At 71.6% G+C, this 16,888-nt stretch carries 19 protein-coding genes; 7 read left to right on the top strand and 12 right to left on the bottom strand.

Features of this window, described 5'->3' with window-relative positions; all coding sequences use genetic code 11:
- Positions 1–17 precede the first annotated feature (17 nt).
- Together ACT80S_RS16035 and ACT80S_RS16030 are read right to left on the bottom strand one after the other, a co-directional pair.
- Positions 18–761 carry an SCO family protein gene (locus ACT80S_RS16035; protein WP_377417643.1) on the bottom strand — a complete coding sequence of 248 codons (744 nt, stop codon included), beginning with the start codon at positions 759–761 and terminating at the stop codon, positions 18–20.
- Complete coding sequence (locus tag ACT80S_RS16030; protein ID WP_377417641.1) at positions 715–1,440, bottom strand: SURF1 family protein; 726 nt, start codon at positions 1,438–1,440, stop codon at positions 715–717. Before ACT80S_RS16030 ends, ACT80S_RS16035 begins: the two co-directional genes overlap by 47 nt.
- A gap of 15 nt (positions 1,441–1,455) precedes the next feature.
- Between ACT80S_RS16030 and ACT80S_RS16025 the strand changes: the two genes are divergently transcribed.
- Positions 1,456–1,686: a twin transmembrane helix small protein gene (locus ACT80S_RS16025; RefSeq protein ID WP_377417639.1), complete on the top strand. Its 231-nt coding sequence runs from the start codon at positions 1,456–1,458 to the stop codon at positions 1,684–1,686.
- A gap of 76 nt (positions 1,687–1,762) precedes the next feature.
- Here ACT80S_RS16025 and ACT80S_RS16020 read toward each other — a convergent pair whose 3' ends face one another.
- The 8 genes from ACT80S_RS16020 to ACT80S_RS15985 form a co-directional block, all read right to left on the bottom strand.
- A complete protein-coding gene (locus ACT80S_RS16020; protein WP_377417637.1) occupies positions 1,763–2,644 on the bottom strand; it encodes a cytochrome c oxidase subunit 3 in 882 nt (293 codons plus the stop codon).
- A 50-nt stretch (positions 2,645–2,694) separates the two neighbouring features.
- The gene (locus ACT80S_RS16015) at positions 2,695–2,901 is read right to left on the bottom strand and encodes a DUF2970 domain-containing protein (protein WP_377417854.1); all 207 of its coding nucleotides are present in this window, start codon (positions 2,899–2,901) and stop codon (positions 2,695–2,697) included.
- A gap of 14 nt (positions 2,902–2,915) precedes the next feature.
- Entirely contained in the window at positions 2,916–3,503 is a 588-nt protein-coding gene (locus ACT80S_RS16010; RefSeq protein WP_377417635.1) for a cytochrome c oxidase assembly protein, read from the bottom strand.
- A gap of 18 nt (positions 3,504–3,521) precedes the next feature.
- Entirely contained in the window at positions 3,522–3,653 is a 132-nt protein-coding gene (locus ACT80S_RS16005) for a cytochrome oxidase small assembly protein (protein ID WP_377417633.1), read from the bottom strand.
- Between the two features lie 24 nt (positions 3,654–3,677).
- Complete coding sequence (gene ctaD, locus ACT80S_RS16000) at positions 3,678–5,312, bottom strand: cytochrome c oxidase subunit I (RefSeq protein ID WP_377417631.1); 1,635 nt, start codon at positions 5,310–5,312, stop codon at positions 3,678–3,680.
- 18 nt (positions 5,313–5,330) lie between these two features.
- Positions 5,331–6,491, bottom strand: coding sequence for a cytochrome c oxidase subunit II (gene coxB, locus ACT80S_RS15995; protein ID WP_377417629.1), 1,161 nt, complete (start codon positions 6,489–6,491; stop codon positions 5,331–5,333).
- A gap of 52 nt (positions 6,492–6,543) precedes the next feature.
- A complete protein-coding gene (locus ACT80S_RS15990; protein WP_377417627.1) occupies positions 6,544–7,017 on the bottom strand; it encodes a DUF2244 domain-containing protein in 474 nt (157 codons plus the stop codon).
- A 162-nt stretch (positions 7,018–7,179) separates the two neighbouring features.
- On the bottom strand, positions 7,180–8,085 hold the full coding sequence (locus tag ACT80S_RS15985) for a biotin synthase (protein WP_377417625.1): 906 nt from the start codon (positions 8,083–8,085) through the stop codon (positions 7,180–7,182).
- A gap of 27 nt (positions 8,086–8,112) precedes the next feature.
- Between ACT80S_RS15985 and ACT80S_RS15980 the strand changes: the two genes are divergently transcribed.
- The 3 genes from ACT80S_RS15980 to ACT80S_RS15970 all read left to right on the top strand — a co-directional run bounded on the left by ACT80S_RS15980 (position 8,113) and on the right by ACT80S_RS15970 (position 10,262).
- The gene (locus ACT80S_RS15980; protein ID WP_377417623.1) at positions 8,113–8,817 is read left to right on the top strand and encodes a ComF family protein; all 705 of its coding nucleotides are present in this window, start codon (positions 8,113–8,115) and stop codon (positions 8,815–8,817) included.
- 56 nt (positions 8,818–8,873) lie between these two features.
- Positions 8,874–9,383 carry a tRNA (cytidine(34)-2'-O)-methyltransferase gene (locus ACT80S_RS15975; RefSeq protein WP_377417621.1) on the top strand — a complete coding sequence of 170 codons (510 nt, stop codon included), beginning with the start codon at positions 8,874–8,876 and terminating at the stop codon, positions 9,381–9,383.
- A gap of 78 nt (positions 9,384–9,461) precedes the next feature.
- Complete coding sequence (locus ACT80S_RS15970) at positions 9,462–10,262, top strand: response regulator (protein WP_377417619.1); 801 nt, start codon at positions 9,462–9,464, stop codon at positions 10,260–10,262.
- A 64-nt stretch (positions 10,263–10,326) separates the two neighbouring features.
- On the opposite strand, the gene ACT80S_RS15965 is transcribed toward ACT80S_RS15970, so the two are convergent.
- On the bottom strand, positions 10,327–13,008 hold the full coding sequence (locus ACT80S_RS15965; RefSeq protein ID WP_377417617.1) for a bifunctional acetate--CoA ligase family protein/GNAT family N-acetyltransferase: 2,682 nt from the start codon (positions 13,006–13,008) through the stop codon (positions 10,327–10,329).
- A 123-nt stretch (positions 13,009–13,131) separates the two neighbouring features.
- Between ACT80S_RS15965 and ACT80S_RS15960 the strand changes: the two genes are divergently transcribed.
- On the top strand, positions 13,132–14,652 hold the full coding sequence (locus tag ACT80S_RS15960; protein WP_377417615.1) for a thymidine phosphorylase family protein: 1,521 nt from the start codon (positions 13,132–13,134) through the stop codon (positions 14,650–14,652).
- Positions 14,645–15,550 (top strand): ribose-phosphate pyrophosphokinase, encoded by a 906-nt coding sequence (locus ACT80S_RS15955; protein WP_377417613.1) that lies wholly within the window; start codon positions 14,645–14,647, stop codon positions 15,548–15,550. The genes ACT80S_RS15960 and ACT80S_RS15955 overlap by 8 nt, the downstream gene beginning before the upstream one ends.
- Before the next feature lie 46 nt (positions 15,551–15,596).
- Here ACT80S_RS15955 and ACT80S_RS15950 read toward each other — a convergent pair whose 3' ends face one another.
- Positions 15,597–16,343: a sulfite exporter TauE/SafE family protein gene (locus ACT80S_RS15950; protein WP_377417611.1), complete on the bottom strand. Its 747-nt coding sequence runs from the start codon at positions 16,341–16,343 to the stop codon at positions 15,597–15,599.
- A 29-nt stretch (positions 16,344–16,372) separates the two neighbouring features.
- On the opposite strand from ACT80S_RS15950, the gene ACT80S_RS15945 reads away from it, so the two are divergent.
- Positions 16,373–16,807 (top strand): DUF1841 family protein, encoded by a 435-nt coding sequence (locus ACT80S_RS15945; RefSeq protein ID WP_377417609.1) that lies wholly within the window; start codon positions 16,373–16,375, stop codon positions 16,805–16,807.
- Positions 16,808–16,888: the final 81 nt, after the last annotated feature.

Below are 16,888 nucleotides of genomic sequence, written 5' to 3'. Positions count from 1 at the left end.
GGGAACGCCGGCCTCGCTCACTTGCGCCCCGCCTCGTCCCAGCCCGCGGAGGCGCGCATCAGGCGCTCCAGGTCCCGCTTGGCCTTGGCGGCCGCCTCGCGGTCCATGCCCGCGGGGAAGCGCATCATCCAGTTGCCCATGGGGTCGACCACGTAGAGGTGGTCGGCCAGCGCCTGGCCCGGCGCGGGCGCCAGCCACTGGCGCAGCTGCTGGCCGTCCACGCGCAGCACCGTGGACTCGCGCAGCCCGGGCTTGAGCGCCTCGGGCACGGGCGCCATGTCGTCGATGAGCCAGACGCGGTCCAGGCGGTCCTTGTCCTTGCCCAGGATCTCGCGCAGCTGGCGCTGCAGGTACAGGTGGTTCTCGCAGGCCGGGCCGCACTGGCCGCTGGAGACGCTGACCAGCAGCCACTGGCCCTTCAGCGACGGCAGCGGCACCGGCGCGCCGTCCAGCGTGATCGCGGTGAGCGCGGGCAGCGGGCGCTGCGGCTCGACCAGCTCGCCGAAGTTGCGGCGGCCCTCCGGGCGGATCACGTAGTAGGTGAAGTACGAGGCGATGACGGGCGCGGCGCACACCGCCAGCACCGCCAGCATCTTCCAGCGGCCCGAGCGGGTGCGGCGCGCGTCGTCCTGCGCGGCCTCGCCCGGAACGGGCAGGGAGTGCACGGACATCTGCAGCGGCTCGTCGAGGAGGCCTTGGCGGGCGTGGCCGGCGTCAGTGCCGGCGTCGGCGTCGGGGAGCGATGAATTGGAACCAGACATAGAGGACGAGGATGAGGCTGCACAGCCCCCACCACTGGAAGGCGTAGCCGTAGTTCTTGTCGGCGCCGCTGGCCGGCACCGGCCAGTCACGCAGCAGGCCCTCGGAAGGAGCGCCGGTCTGCTGCACGGACCCGCCCACCAGGGGCAGGCCGGTTTCTGCGCGGAACGCGGCCAGGTCGAGATTTTGCCGGATGGGGCCGGCGGCCGCGCCGTCGAACTCGTACAGCCTCGCCGGCGCCGGGGCGATGCGGCCGGTGAGCGTGACCTCGCCGCCCGGCGTGTCCACCGGCGGCAGCCGGGCGCGGTCGACGAAGTTGCGCGGGGCCCAGCCCCGCTGGACCAGCACCACCGCCTCGCTGCCGGCCAGGCGCAGCGGGGTGACCACGTAGAAGCCGGGCCGGCCCTGCATCTGGCGGTTGTCCAGGTAGACGGTGTGCTGCGCGAGCCACTGTCCGCGCAGCGTCACGGCGCGATGCAGCAGGTCGGCCGAGCCGTCCTGCGACAGCAGCACGCCGGGCTCCAGCGGCGGCAGCGCCTGCCGCGATTCGGTGGCGGCCTGCAGCGCCAGCTTCTGCTGCGCGCGGCCCCACTGCCACAGGCCGAGCGAGAAGGTGGCGGCCAGGCCGGCGGCCGCGGCCAGGGCCACCAGCCAGAAGCGCAGGGTCTTCAGATCGGGCACCGGATAATCGCCTCCATGAAAGTCTTCCTCGTCATCGCGGCCTTCGTGGCCATCCTCGGCAGCCTGGGCAGCGCCCTGTACTTCATGATGCGCGGTCGCGAGGGCGAGGAAGGCCAGGCCAAGGGCCGGCACATGGCCCGCGCCCTGGCGTTCCGTGTGGGCTTTTCCATCCTGCTGTTCGTCTGCATCCTGCTGGCCTGGAAATTCGGCTACATCCGACCCACGGGCATCCCCGCCGGCGCCTGAGCCGCCGCTCCCGCCAATGCACAAGGGCCGCGAATGCGGCCCTTGGCATGGTTGGCGTTGGCGGAACCGTCGCCGATTACATCCAGTAGACGAGGATGTACAGGCCCAGCCACACCACGTCCACGAAGTGCCAGTACCAGGCGGCGCCTTCGAAGCCGAAGTGGCGCTCGGCGGTGAAGTGGCCCTTCTGCAGGCGCAGGGTGATGAACAGCAGCATCAGCATGCCGACGAACACGTGGAAGCCGTGGAAACCGGTCAGCAGGAAGAAGGTGGAGCCGTAGGCACCGGACGTGAGCTTGAGGTTCAGGTCGGCGTAGGCATGGGCGTACTCGTAGCCCTGCACGAACAGGAAGACGATGCCCAGGATGACGGTGGCCCACATCCAGGTGATGGTCTTGGAGCGGTTGCCCACCTGCAGCGCGTGGTGCGCGATGGTCAGGGTGACGCCGGAGGACAGCAGCAGCGCGGTGTTGATCGTCGGCAGCCAGAACGGGGTCATGGTCTGGAACGGCTCGACGATGCCGGCCGGCGAGGCGGTCACGCCGGGGGCGACGCTGGGCCAGACGGCCTTGAAGTCGGGCCACACCAGGCTGTTCTCGAGGCCGCCCAGGGCGGGCACCGAGTGCGAGCGCATCCACCACAGGGCGGTGAAGAAGGCGCCGAAGAACATCACCTCGGAGAAGATGAACCAGCTCATGCTCCAGCGGTAGGAGATGTCGATCTTGCGGCTGTACTGGCCGTGCTCGCTCTCGCCGATGGCGTCGCGGAACCACTGGAACAGGATCACGGCGAACCAGGCCAGGCCGAAGAACAGGGACCACTTGCCCCACTCGACGCCGTTGATCCACTGGCCCGCGCCCAGGATGACGAAGAACAGGCCGAAGGCGGCGAACGCCGGATGGCGCGACGGCTGGGGCACGTAGTAGTACGGCGTCGTGCCGGGTGCGCTGGAACTCATGTCTTCTACTCCTGGTTTCCGAAACTCTTGTATCTGTCGAATCTGTCGAATCACTTCACGACCCAGTGGACCAGGCCGATCAGGCCGCCCACGAACACGGCGACGGCCACCAGGGCCACCGCGATGACGTGGAACGGGTTGAGCCTGCCCATGTCCTGCTGGTAATCGCTGTTCTTGCGGATGCCCAGGAACGCCCAGGCGACGGCCTTGGCGGACTGGAGCATCGAGCCTTTGCGTTGGTGCGCGGGCGTGTTCATGGCCTCGGCGTCGCTCACGAGCGCGGCTCCTGCGAGCCCAGGGCGGCCGTCGGGGCGGCGGGCGTCTTGGCGCCGACCTCGAAGAAGGTGTACGAGAGCGTGATGGTGGTCACGTCCTTCGACAGCTTGGGGTCGATGACGAAGGCCACCGGCCACTGCTTCTTCTCGCCCGGCTCCAGCGTGTACTGGTTGAAGCAGAAGCACTCCAGCTTGTTGAAGTGCGCTGCCGCCTGCTTGGGCGCATAGCTCGGGATCGCCTGGGCCGCCATGCGGCGGTCCTGGACATTCTGGAACTCGTACATCACGGTGGTCAGCTCGCCCGGGTGCACCTGCACCGAGCGCTGGGCCGGCTTGAACTGCCAGGGGCCGCGCACGTTGGCGTCGAACTCGACGGTGATGGTGCGGCTGGTGTCGACCTGGGTGTTCGCCGGCGCCTTGGACACGCCGGGCACCTGGCGCTCGCCGATGGCGAGGATGTTGATGCCCAGCGCCTCGCACACGTGCTTGTAGATCGGCACGAGCGCGTAGCCGAAGGCGAACATGCCGACCGCCACGACGGCCAGCTTGCCCACCATGCGGACGTTTTCGCGCGCGCTGCTCACGGTGCTTCCAGCGTTCTCTCAGCGTCCCAGCAGGAACATCTTGACCATGAAGCCGACGAAGAACGCCGCGGCGATCGAGGCCAGGATCAGCGCCATGCGCAGGTTGGCTTTCTTGCTGTCGTCGCGGTTGGCGGACACGGTCGTCTCCATGGCGTTCAGGTCAGGCCCCGGCGATCAGCCGATCACCTTGGTGGCGGTGGCGTCCAGCTTGGGCGGGTTCTCGAAGGTGTGGAAGGGAGCCGGCGACGGCACTTCCCACTCCAGGCCCTCGGCGCCCTTGCCGTCGGCGTCGTTCCACGGACGCTGCGGGGCGGGCTTGCCCTTGCCCTGCATCACCGGCAGGACCACGAAGAAGAAGAAGTACACCTGGGCGAAGCCGAAGAAGAAGGCACCCACGGAGGCCACGGCGTTGAAGTCCGCGAACTGCATCGGGTAGTCGGCGTAGCGGCGGGGCATGCCGGCCAGGCCCAGGAAGTGCATCGGGAAGAAGGTGACGTTGAAGGAGATCAGCGACCACCAGAAGTGGATCTTGCCGCGGGTCTCGTTGTACATCACGCCGGTCCACTTGGGGGCCCAGTAGTAGAAGCCGGCGAACAGGGCGTACAGCGAGCCGGCCACCAGCACGTAGTGGAAGTGGGCCACGACGTAGTAGGTGTCCTGCAGCAGCAGGTCGATCGGGGCCATGGCCAGGATCAGGCCGGTGAAACCGCCCATCGTGAACACGAAGATGAAGCCCACAGCGAACAGCATCGGGGTCTCGAAGGTCATCGAGCCCTGCCACATGGTGGCGATCCAGTTGAAGATCTTCACGGCGGTCGGCACGGCGATCAGCATCGTGGCGTACATGAAGAACAGCTGGCCGGTCACGGGCATGCCGGTCGTGAACATGTGGTGGGCCCACACGATGAACGACAGGATGGCGATCGACGAGGTGGCGTACACCATGGAGGCGTAGCCGAACAGCTTCTTGCGCGCGAAGGCGGGCACGACCTGGCTGATGATGCCGAAGGCCGGCAGGATCATGATGTACACCTCGGGGTGACCGAAGAACCAGAAGATGTGCTGGTACATGACCGGGTCACCGCCGGCGGCGGGGTTGAAGAAGCTGGTGCCCAGGTGGCGGTCGGTCAGCGTCATGGTGATCGCGCCGGCCAGCACGGGCATCACGGCGATCAGCAGGTAGGCGGTGATCAGCCAGGTCCAGCAGAACATCGGCATCTTGAACAGCGTCATGCCGGGGGCGCGCATGTTCAGGATGGTCACGATGATGTTGATCGAGCCCATGATCGACGAGGCGCCCAGGATGTGCATCGCGAAGATGCCCATGTCCATGGAGGGGCCCATCTGCAGGGTCAGCGGCGCGTACAGCGTCCAGCCGGCGGCGGGGGCGCCACCGGGCACGAAGAACGAGGCGGCCAGCAGGATACCCGCGGGAATCATCAGCCAGAAGCTGAAGTTGTTCATGCGGGCGAACGCCATGTCGGAGGCGCCGATCTGCAGCGGGATCATCCAGTTCGCGAAGCCCACGAAGGCCGGCATGATCGCGCCGAACACCATGATCAGGCCGTGCATGGTGGTGAGCTGGTTGAACAGCTCGGGGTTCACGACCTGCAGGCCGGGCTGGAACAGCTCGGCACGGATGCCCAGGGCGAGCACGCCGCCGAACATCAGCATGAAGAACGAGAACAGCAGGTACAGGGTACCGATGTCCTTGTGGTTGGTCGCGTAGACCCAGCGACGCCAGCCGTGCGGGTGGTCGTGCGCGTGGTCGTCATGACCGTGCGCGTGGTGGTCGAGTACAGCACTCATCTTGGATACCTCTATGAATTACTTGCTGCGCTGGGCCAGCACGTCGGCGGGCTGCACCACTTGGCCGGTCTTGTTGGACCAGCTGTTCTTGGTGTAGGTGATGACGGCGGCGATGTCGGTGTCCGACAGCTGCTTCCAGGCCGGCATGCCCTGGCCGATACCCTTGAGCAGCGCGGTGATCTGCTTGTTCTTGTCGGCGTCCAGCACGATGGTCGAGCCGTCGAGGGCCTTGATCGGGCCGGCGCCCTTGCCGTTGGCCTGGTGGCAGGCGGCACAGTTGGCGGCGTAGACCTTCTCGCCACGGGCGGACAGGGCCGGCAGTTCCCAGACCTTGTTCGGGTCATCGGCCTTGGCGGCCATCTTCTTCTGCTCGGCGACGACCCAGGCGGCGTAGTCCTTGTCGGACAGCACCTTCACGTGGATCGGCATGTAGGCGTGCTCCTTGCCGCACAGCTCGTAGCAGTGGCCGTAGAAGTCGCCGGTCTTCTCGGCGCGGAACCAGGTGTCGCGCACGAAGCCCGGGATGGCATCCTGCTTGACGCCGAAGGCCGGCACGCCCCAGGCGTGGATCACGTCATTGGCGGTGGTGATGATGCGGACCTTCTTGCCCACGGGGACGACCAGGGGGTTGTCGACCTTGAGCAGGTAGTCGTTCGGCGCGCCGGCGACCTTGCCGGAGTCGGACAGTTCGCGCTGGGCGGTGTCCAGGGCCGAGAGGAAGGAGATGCCGGCGCCTTCGCCGTTGAGGTAGTCGTAGCCCCACTTCCACTGGTAGCCGGTGGCCTTGATGGTCAGGTCGGCGTTGGAGGTGTCCTTGGCGGCCACCAGGACCTTGGTCGCCGGCAGGGCCATCAGGATCACGATGACGAAGGGGATGATGGTCCAGATCACTTCCACGGTCACGGACTCGTGGAAGCTGGCGGGCTTGGCGCCCTGCGAGCGGCGGTGCTTGAACACCGAATAGAACATGACCGCGAAGACGGCGATGAAGATCACCACGCAGGTGATCAGCATGAACCAGTGGAGCCAGGCCTGCTCCGAGGCGATGCGCGTGGCAGCGGTGTGGAGATTCAGTTGGCGGACGGCCGGACCGCCCGGCAGGTCGTCGACCGCCAGGGCGCCGGAAGCGGCGCCCGCGGCGATCAGCATCGCTGCCGCCTTCTGGGTAATGCTCTTCATCGTTTTCACTTCGTATCTACCTCAATGACAATCCGGCCGGCCTCGCGCGCCCTCAGGCAGGCGCGCGCAAGGCCATTCTGATCTCCTGGGCCAGCGCCGGGCGCAACTCGGGGCGCACGAAGCGCCCCACCTGCACCGACCGGCCCCGGCCCGAAACCTCGATCAGCGAGCGCTGGTCCGACTGCGGCTCCACGCGAACCCAGTCGCGATGGAATTCGGCGCGCTCGAGGCGGCCCGCAGTCTCCAGCTCGACCACCAGGTTCGGCCCCTGCAGTCGGATGCGCTCGCCATCGGTGGCGTGACGCGCATAGACCAGCAGTGCCACCCCCACGGCCGCCAGCTCCAACCAGGCCAGCGGCAGGATCAGGGTGGCGCCTTGCAGCCAGAACATGAACGCGATGCCCAGGGACAGGACGCACAGCGAGGCGTAGACCCAGCCCAGTTGGGCGGGTGTCACCGAGCAGTTGCGTCGCAGGGCCCACTCGATGCAGGGACCCCGGACCGTGGCAAAACGAAACACCGGCATGAACGATGGTCGCTCACAAGATCAGCGCGGGATTGTAGCGCGCACGCACATCCCTCCAGAGCGCACCGGATGCGCACATCCTGCCCGCAAGCAGGGACACCCCGGTTGACCTACAGCAATTCGTCCTCATGCGGGAGCACCCGTACAACAAATCAGGGAAAGTCAGGAGCCCTTCCTGTCGACTCCGAGCAACATCCGCATGTCCTTCAGGGACACGGCGCTCTGCGCGTCCAGCCGCACGCGGGGCGCCGGCTTCACCGCGTGGCCATAAATGACCTCGAAGGTCAGGGCCAGGCGGCCGTCGGGGCCGGCCAGGCCCTCGGCCAGGGCCGCCTCCAGGCGCTGGCGCCAGGCCCGCCCCCGCAGGCCGGGGAAGCGCCCGGGGTGCAGGTTGGCGCCGAGCTCGCGCAGTTCGGCCAGCAGGGCCGCGGGCGAGGCCCAGGTCAGGGTGATGCGCTCCATGTCCATCACCGGCTCGGCGAAGCCGGCATGCACCAGCATGTCGCCCCAGTCGTGCATGTCGGTGAACTCGGGGCCGGCCGGCGGCCAGCCCAGGCGGGCGTACAGGGCGCGCAGCTCGCGCAGGGTGTCGGGCCCGAAGGCCGAGAACATCAGGAAGCCGTCCACCGCCAGGGCACGGTGCCAGCGGCCGATCAGGCCCATCGGGTCGGCCGACAGGTGCAGGGCCATGTTGGCCCACAGCATCTGCGCCTCGCCGTCGGCGGGGCGGTCGGCCACCTGCAGGCGCGAGCCGCCCAGGCGCTTCCACCACGGCGGAGCCAGCGCGCGCGCGGCCGCCGAGGCCTGCGCCGGACCGGGCTCGACCGCGACGCAGCGGGCCTGCGGATACCGCCTGGCCAGCAGGGCGTGGGCCTGCAGCCCGCCGCGCACCGGCCCCCAGTGCACCCAGGCGGACGGCTGCAGCCGGATCCACTCGAGCCGCTCCTCCATGCGCCGGGCCACCTCTTCGTGCAGCCAGGGCGATTGCGCCGGGGCGCGACGTTCCCAGCGCGCGGCGGCGACGGGGTCGAGGGTGGGCGGGCGTTCGGACACGTCAGGGGCGGGCATGCAGGGCGCGCCAGTATATTGAGCGCCATGTTCCGAGCCTGGATCCAGGGATTGGCGCAGGCCGTGCCGGCGCGCTGCGAGGTGTGCCGAAGCTGGCCCGCGCAGCCGGTGTGCGGCGCCTGCGCGCTGCGCTTCGCCGCGCCCGTGCCGCGTTGCGGGCGCTGCGCGCTGCCCGTGGCGGCCGGCGTGGCCGCGTGCGGCGCCTGCCTGGGCGCGCCCGCCGCCCTCGATGGCTGCGTCGCGGCCCTGCCCTATGCCTACCCCTGGGACGGGCTGGTCGCGCGCTTCAAGTTCCGCGGCGAGCCGGGCTGGGCCGCGGCCTTCGCCGCGATGCTGCGCGAAGCCCCCGGCGCCCGCGCCCTGCTGCGCGCGGCCGACCGCCTGCTGCCGATGCCACTGGCGCCGGCGCGCCTGGCCGAGCGCGGCTACAACCAGGCCCTGGAACTGGCCCGCCGGCTGGCCCCGCCGGGCCGCCTCGACGCGCGCAGCCTGCTGCGCGTGCGCGAGACCCCGCCGCAGGCCACCCTGGACCGCGAGGCGCGCCGGCGCAACATGGCCCGGGCCTTCGCGGTCGAGCCGGGGCGCGCCGCGTCGCTCGCCGGCCGCCACCTGCTGCTGGTGGACGACGTGATGACCTCCGGCGCCTCGCTGGCCGCGGCCGCCGCGGCCCTGCGCCAGGCCGGCGCTGGCCGCGTGAGCGCCCTGGTGCTGGCCCGCACCGACGACCTCTGACCCCCACGGCCTTCCGCCTTCCGCCTCCCGCCTTTCCGCTTTCCTGCCTTCCCGCCATGTTCAACATCGTCCTCGTCGAGCCCGAGATCCCGCCCAACACGGGCAACGTGATCCGGCTGTCCGCCAACACCGGCTGCGCCCTGCACCTGGTGGAGCCCCTGGGCTTCTCCATGGACGACAAGCTCCTGCTGCGGGCCGGCCTCGACTACCACGAGTGGGCCGACGTGCGCCGCCATGCCGACTGGGCCGCCTTCCTGGCGGCCATGCAGCCCGACCCGCAGCGGATGTTCGCCCTCACCACCCGCGGCACCCGGCAGGTGCACGACGTGGCCTTCCAGCCCGGCGACTGGCTGGTGTTCGGCTCCGAATCGCGCGGGCTGGCGCCGGCGCTGCGCGAGTCGTTCGCGCCGGCGCAGCGGCTGAAGCTGCCGATGCGCGAGGGCCAGCGCAGCCTGAACCTGTCGAACGCGGTGGCGGTGACGGTGTTCGAGGCCTGGCGACAGCACGGCTTCGCCGGCGGCGTGCCGGCCGCGGACGCCCCGCCGCCCGCCCCGGGAATCCGATGACAAACGCTAGGCAAATGCCCTAAAGGGGCGGCCCGGCGGCATGGTGTCATGCAGACTGCCATGACACCCGCCACCGCCATGACCGCTCCCCGACCCCTGAACGTGCTGCTCGTCGAGGACGACCCGATCCACCAGGTGGTGAGCCGCCGGCTGCTCGAGCAGCTCGGCGCGCACGTGGACCTCGCGCCCGACGGCCTGCAGGCGCTGGCCGCCGCCACCCGCACGGCCTACGACCTCGTGTTCATGGACATCCAGATGCCGGTCATGGACGGCGTCAGGGCCACCCGCGCGCTGCGCCACGCGGGCCTGGACAAGCTGCCCGTGATCGCCATGACCTCCCAGGCCTCGGCCGCCGACCAGCGCGTGTACGCGCAGGCCGGCCTCAACGACCTGGTGCCCAAGCCGGTCGACGCGCGCCGCCTCGCCGACACCCTGGAGCGCTGGCGCCCCGCGCGCCAGGCCCAGGCGGCCGAGGAGCCGCTGCCGCCGCTGACGCCCCACCTCGACGCCCTGCCCCAGGGCATTCCCGGCCTCGACGTGGCCGGCGCAGTGCAGCGCCTGCTGGGGAACACCGCCCTGTACCGGGAGATGCTGCAACGCTATGCGGACAGCCAGGAGCGCGTGCCCGGCCTGGTGCGCGCGGCGCTCGACGCCGGCGACCGGGAGCTCGCCTGCCGCGAGGTCCACACCGCCCGCAGCCTGGCCGCCACGGTCGGCGCCCTGCGGGTGTGGGCCGAGGCCCAGTCACTGGAGCGCTGCCTGCGCGACGACGCGCCGGAGACGGAGTGGAAGCCGGTGCTCACGCGGCTGGAAAAGCAGCTGCACCTGCTGCTGGGGGCGCTGCGCGCGCAACTCGAGATGCAGCCGCAGGCGGCCTGAAGCCGGCCGCCTCGCCCCCTCGGCAGCAGGCCGGCGGCGCCCGTCGCCGCGACCGGGTCGCTCCCTATCCGCGGACCGCGCGCAGGTCCAGCCGCAGGTCGGTGAGCCCGTCGGCCGGGCCGTTGCCCACCTCGAACCCCAGCGCCATCGCCAGCCGCGCCATGCGCGCGTTGTCGCCCTGGCACTGCCCCACCAGCTCGCCGGTGCCCCGCGCCCGCAGGTAGTCCACCATCCGCGCGAGCAGCGCCCGGCCCAGGCCCCGGCCCTGCCAGTCGCCCGCGACCTGGATCGCGAACTCGGCCTGCCGGTTGTCCGGGTCGCACACCGCGCGCACCTCGGCCACCATGCGCCCGCCCTGCGGGCCCTCGGCCAGGGCGATGAAGGTCATCTCGCGGTCGTAGTCGATCTGCGAGAAGCGCGCCAGCTCGGAGGCCGGCACCTCGCGCCGCGCGGTGAAGAAGCGCAGGCGCATGTCGCCCGGCGAGGCCTCGGCGTAGAAATCGCGCAGGCGTTCGCCGTCCTCGGGGCGGATCGGCCGCACCCGCAGCGCGGCGCCGTCGAGCCGCAGCGTGTCCTCGAGATGCTGCGGGTAGGGGGTGATCGCCAGGGGCGCCACCGGCTCGCCGGGAAGGTGCACGCGGATGCGGGCGTCCACCGCCAGCACGCCCTGGGCGTCCACCAGCAGCGGATTGATGTCGAGTTCGGCCAGCGCCGGATGGTCGCAGGCCAGCTGCGAGACCTGGAGCAGCGTGCGCAGCACGCCCTCGCGGTCGCTGGCGGCGCGGCCCCGGTGCGCCGCCAGCAGCGGCTCCAGGCCGGTGCGCGCCAGCAGCTCCTGCGCCAGGTTCGCGTTCAGCGGCGGCAGGGCCACTGCATGCTGCGCGCGCAGCTCCACCTCCACCCCGCCGGCGCCGCACAGGAGCACCGGCCCGAACACCGCGTCGGCGGCGACGCCCACGATCAGCTCGCGCGCCAGCGGGCGTTCCACCATCGCCTGCACCGTGAAGCCGTCGATGCGCGCCTGCGGCAGCAGCGCCAGCACACGCTGGCGCATCGCGCGCGCCGCCTCGAACACCTCCTGCGGGCTGCGCAGCCCCAGCACCACGCCGCCCACGTCCGACTTGTGCAGCACCTGCGGCGAGCGGATCTTCAGCGCCACCGGGAAGCCGACCTGCCCGGCCAGCGCGGCGGCCTCGTCCTCGTCACGCGCGGCGCGGGTGGGCGTGACCGGGATGCCGTAGGCCGCCAGCACCTCGCTGGCCTCCACCGCGTCGAGCCAGCGCCGCCCCTCGGCGCGGGCGGCCTCGAGCAGGGCTGCGGCGCGCTCGCGGTCGGGGCACGCCGCGGAGGATTGCGCGGGGCACAGCTGCGTGAGCAGCCGCTGGCTGCGCGCGTGCCGCACCTGCTGCAGCCAGGCGGCGGTGGCGCGCTCGGGCGTGCCGTAGCAGGGGATGCCGCCGGCCGCATACAGCGCCCGGGCCGGCTCGACCACCTGCCCGCCGATCCAGCCCGCCAGCACCGGCTTGCGCGCCTCGCGCAGCAGGGGCAGCGTGGCCACCGCGATGTCGGGCGCCGGCACCAGGGCGGTGGGCGCGTGCATGAACAGCACGCCGTCGGCCTCGGGCGCGTTGAGCAGGATGCGCAGGGCGTCCTCGTAACGCTGCGTCGGCGCGTCGCCGATGATGTCCACCGGGTTGCCGCGCGACCAGGTGCCGGGCAGGCAGGCGTCGAGCGCGGCGACGGTGGCGTCGGACAGCGTTGCCAGCGCGCCGCCGCCCAGCACCAGGGCGTCGGTGGCGAGCACGCCGCAGCCGCCGCCGTTGGTGACGATGGCCAGGCGCTCGCCGCGCAGCGGGCGCCGGTGCGCCAGCGTCTCGGCGGCGTCGAACAGCGCCTCCAGCGTGTCCACCCGCAGCATGCCGGCGCGGTGCACCGCGGCCTCGAACACCGCGTCGCTGCCGGCCAGGGCGCCGGTGTGCGAGGCGGCGGCCTTGGCGCCGTCGGGCACGCGGCCGGACTTGACCACCAGCACCGGCTTGTTGCGCGCCGCCGCGCGCGCGGCGGACATGAACTTGCGCGCGTGCTTGACCGACTCCACGTACATCAGGATCGACTGGGTGTGCGGGTCGGTGGCCAGGTAGTCGAGCACGTCGCCGAAGTCGACGTCGGCGCTGTCGCCCAGCGAGATGAAGTGCGAGAAGCCGATGCCGCGCGGCGAGGCCCAGTCCAGCATGGCCGTGGCCAGCGCGCCGGACTGCGTGACGAAGGCGATCGATCCGGCCTGCGCCTGCGAGGGCGCGAAGCTGGCGTTCAGCCCCGCGCCGGGCACCAGCAGGCCGATGCAGTTGGGGCCGAGGATGCGAAGCAGGTGGGGGCGCGCCGCGTCGAGCATGGCCTGCTCCAGGGTCGGCCCGCCGGCCTCGGCCGCATGCTTGAGGCCGGCGCTCAGGACCACCGCGGCGCGCGTGCCGCGCCGCCCCAGCTGCGCGATGAGGCCCGGCACGGTGGGCGCGGGCGTGCAGATCACGGCGAGGTCGGGCACGCCGGGCAGGTCGTCGACATCGCGCCAGGCGCGCACGCCGCCCACGCGGTCGTGCCGCGCATTGACCGGCCACACCGGTCCGGCGAAGCCGCCCTGCAGCACATTGCGAAGCACGACGGCGCCGACGCTGCCGGGTCGGTCGGAGGCGCCGATCACGGCGACGGCGCGGGGCTGGAACAGGGCCTCGAGGTGGCGGATGCTCATGCAACTTTCCTTGGTGGGCGCCGGGGCAGTCTAGCGGGCCGCGCCCGGGGCCCGTTGCGGTGCGTCAAGCGTCCGCCTCCCCGATCTGGCCTACAGTCAGGCATCGAACGCGCTCCATCCCGCATGACCGAGACCTCACCCGCCCCCCACCGGCTGCGCCTGCGCCGCATGGGCATCGACACCTACCAGGAGCCGGTGCTGTACACGCACCGCGACTGCCCCGTCTGCCTGTCGGAGGGCTTCGAGGCGCAGTCCCGCGTGGAGCTGCGCCTGAACGGCCACGCCATCGTGGCGACCCTCAACGTGGTCGAGAGCGACCTGGTCTCGCCCGGCGAGGCCGGCCTGTCCGAGGCGGCCTGGCGGCTGCTCGGGGCGCGCGAGGGCGACGAGGTCGCGGTGCGCCACCCGCCGCCGCTGGAGTCGCTGGGCCATGTGCGCGCCAAGGTCTACGGCCGGCGCCTGACCGACTCGGCGATCGAGTCCGTGATCCGCGACGTCGCCGCCGGCCGCTACTCCGACCTGCAGCTGGCCGCCTTCGTCACCGCCTGCGCCGGCGAGCGCCTGGACATGGGCGAGACGGTGGCCCTCACCCGCGCCATGATCAACGTGGGCGACCGGCTCGACTGGGGCGAGGGCCTGGTGATGGACAAGCACTGCGTGGGCGGCCTGCCGGGCAACCGGACCACCATGCTCATCGTGCCCATCGTCACCGCCTGCGGCCTGCGCATGCCCAAGACGTCGTCACGCGCGATCACCTCGCCCGCCGGCACCGCCGACACCATGGAGATGCTCGCGCCGGTGGACCTGGACGTGCCGGCCATGCGCCGCGTCGTCGAGCGCACCGGCGGCTGCGTGGTCTGGGGCGGGTCGGTGCGGCTGTCGCCCGCGGACGACGTGCTGATTCGCGTCGAGCGACCGCTGGACCTGGACAGCCAGGGCCAGCTGGTGGCCTCGGTGCTGTCCAAGAAGGCCGCGGCCGGCTCCACCCACGTGCTGATCGACATTCCGGTGGGCCCGACCGCCAAGGTGCGCAGCGCCGAGGCGGCGCGCATCCTGGGCGACCAGCTGCGGCAGGTCGGCGAGGAGGTCGGCCTGCATGTGCGCGTGGTCGAGACCGACGGCCTCGCCCCGGTGGGCCGCGGCATCGGCCCGGCGCTGGAGGCGCGCGACGTGCTGGCCGTGCTGCAGCGGCAGCCCGAGGCGCCGTCGGACCTGGCGCACCGCGCGCTGTTCCTGGCCGGCCAGGTGCTGGAGTTCGGCGGCGCCGCCGCGCCGGGCCACGGCCCCGCGCTGGCGCGGCAGGTGCTGGCCGACGGCCGCGCCTGGAGCAAGTTCCAGGAGATCTGCGAGGCCCAGGGCGGCCTGCGCGAGCCCGTGCTGGCGCCGCTGCGCAAGGACATCGTGGCCCTGCGCAGCGGGCGCGTGGTGGGCATCGACAACCGCCGCCTGGCCCGCATCGCCAAGCTGGCCGGCGCGCCCAAGGTGCCCTGCGCCGGCATCGACCTGCTGGTCCACGTGGGCGACTTCGTCGAGCGCGGCGAGCCGCTGTTCACGCTGCACGCCGGCTCGCCCGGCGCCCTGGCCTATGCGGCGGACTACGCCGAGTCCCAGCCCACCACCGTGCATGTGACCGAGGATGCCTGAGTCCGTCCCCCCGCCCCTGATCCTGAGCCTGCCGGGCAACGAGGCCCTGGCCGCCGGCCTGGCGCAGGCGCTGGCCTGCGAGCACGCGCCGCTGCATGTGCACCGCTTCCCCGACGGCGAGACCCTGGTGCGCCTCGAGCCGCCGGTGGCGGGCCGCGCGGTGGTGCTGGCCTGCACGCTGGACCATCCCGACGACAAGGCCCTGGGCCTGCTGTTCGCGGCCGACGCCGCGCGCGAGCTGGGCGCCACCCGTGTGGGCCTGGTCGCGCCCTACCTGGCCTACATGCGCCAGGACCACCGCTTCCATCCGGGCGACGCCATCACCTCGCGCAGCTTCGCGCGGATGCTGTCGGCCTCGCTGGACTTCCTCGTCACGGTGGACCCGCACCTGCACCGATGGCACAGCCTGGACCAGATCTACACCCTGCGCTCGCAGGTGGTGCCGGCTGCCCCCGCGATCGCAGCCTGGCTGCGCGAGCAGGTGGCGCGGCCGCTGCTGGTCGGCCCCGACGAGGAAAGCGCGCAGTGGGTGGCCGAGGTCGCGCGCCTGGCCGGCGCCCCGCACCTGGTGATGACGAAGACCCGCCGAGGCGACCGTGACGTCAGCGTGGTGCTGCAGCCGCCCGCCGGCGCCGCCGGCCGCACGCCGGTGCTGGTGGACGACATCATCTCCACCGGCCACACCCTGATGGCCGCGGCGCAGGCGCTGCGCGAGGCGGGCCTGGCGGCGCCGGTGTGCGTGGGCGTGCATGCGCTGTTCGACGAGGCGGCCCACGCGCGCATGCTGGCGTCGGGCATCGCCCGCGTGGCCACCTGCGACAGCATCGCCCACGCCACCAACGCGATCGCGCTGGCGCCGGGGCTCGCCGACGCCCTGCGCGCGTTCACCGCGGCCTGAGGCCTGCGGACGAGGGCCGGGCGCTGCGCGCGCCGGGCCGGGCCGGTCAGGCCAGGAACCCGTCCCACACCAGCTTGGCGCCGGTCAGCGCCATGCCGAGGTAGATCAGGCGGTAGAACAGCACCGGGTCGATGCGGTGCGCGATGCGCACGCCGATCCACACGCCCAGGGGCGCCAGCGGCAGCAGCGCCAGCGAGGTGAGCATGTTGCGGGTGTCCAGCAGCCCGAGCCAAGCATAGGGCACCCACTTGCTCAGGTTCATCACGAAGAAGAAGACGGCCATGGTCGCGGTGAACACCACCGGCTGCAGGCGCATCGGGATCACGTAGGCGTTGATCGGGGGGCCGCCGGCATGGGCCACGAAGCTGGTGAAGCCCGAGGTGGCCGTGAGGAGGATGCCGGCCCAGCGCGGCGGCGCCACGCTGTCCGCGCGCGGCGGGAACAGCAGGCGCTGGGCGAGGAAGGCCAGCGTGCACACGCCCACGATGCCGGAGACCAGGTGCGAGTCCAGGTACTTGAACAGGACCGCGCCGACCGTGATGCCTCCCAGCCCCCAGGGCAGCATGAAGCGCAGCAGGCGCCAGTCGTAGTGGCCCCGGTAGGCGTGCAGGCCGAGGAGGTCCATCACCAGCAGCAGCGGCATGAAGATGGCGGCGGCCTGGGGCACCGGCACGGCCAGCGCCATCATCGGCACGGCCAGCGAGCCGAAGCCGGCGCCGAAGCCGCTCTTGCTGATGCCCAGGAGGAGGGTCGCGGGGATCGCGACGAGGAAGAAGAAGGGGTCGGTGATCATGGGCCAGGGCGCATGCTACCCTCCCGCGCATGTTCAATCCCTCCCAGGAAGACGTGCGCCGCTTCTTCTGCGGCGTGCACGCCAAGGCCCGGGCCGGCCAGCCCATGGACGCCCTCGAGACCCTGGCCAGCCAGTGGCTCGCCGAGCACCCCGAGTACGCCAACGACCTCGCCGATGCCGACGCCGCGGTCCAGCGCACCTACGACGGCGGCGACGGCCGCACCAATCCCTTCCTGCACCTGTCCATGCACCTGTCGATCAGCGAGCAGTGCTCGATCGACCAGCCCCGCGGCATCCGCCAGGCCGTGGAGCTGCTCGCCGCGCGCCGAGACTCGCTGCACGACGCCCACCACGAGGCCATGGACTGCCTGGGCCAGATGCTCTGGGAAAGCCAGCGCGCCGGCCGGCCGCCGGACGGGCAGGCCTACATCGACTGCGTGCAGCGGCGAGCGACCCAGCGCTAGGGTGTGTCATCGGACTCCCCCCTCCCCCCAGCCCCACGGAAACAAAAAAGCCCCGCACTGCGGGGCTTTTTCCTGGGAGCC

It is taken from the genome of Ramlibacter sp. MAHUQ-53 (assembly GCF_052600055.1).
Note: the sequence above shows the minus strand (reverse complement) of the source record. Positions and strands in the feature narration are given on the sequence as shown.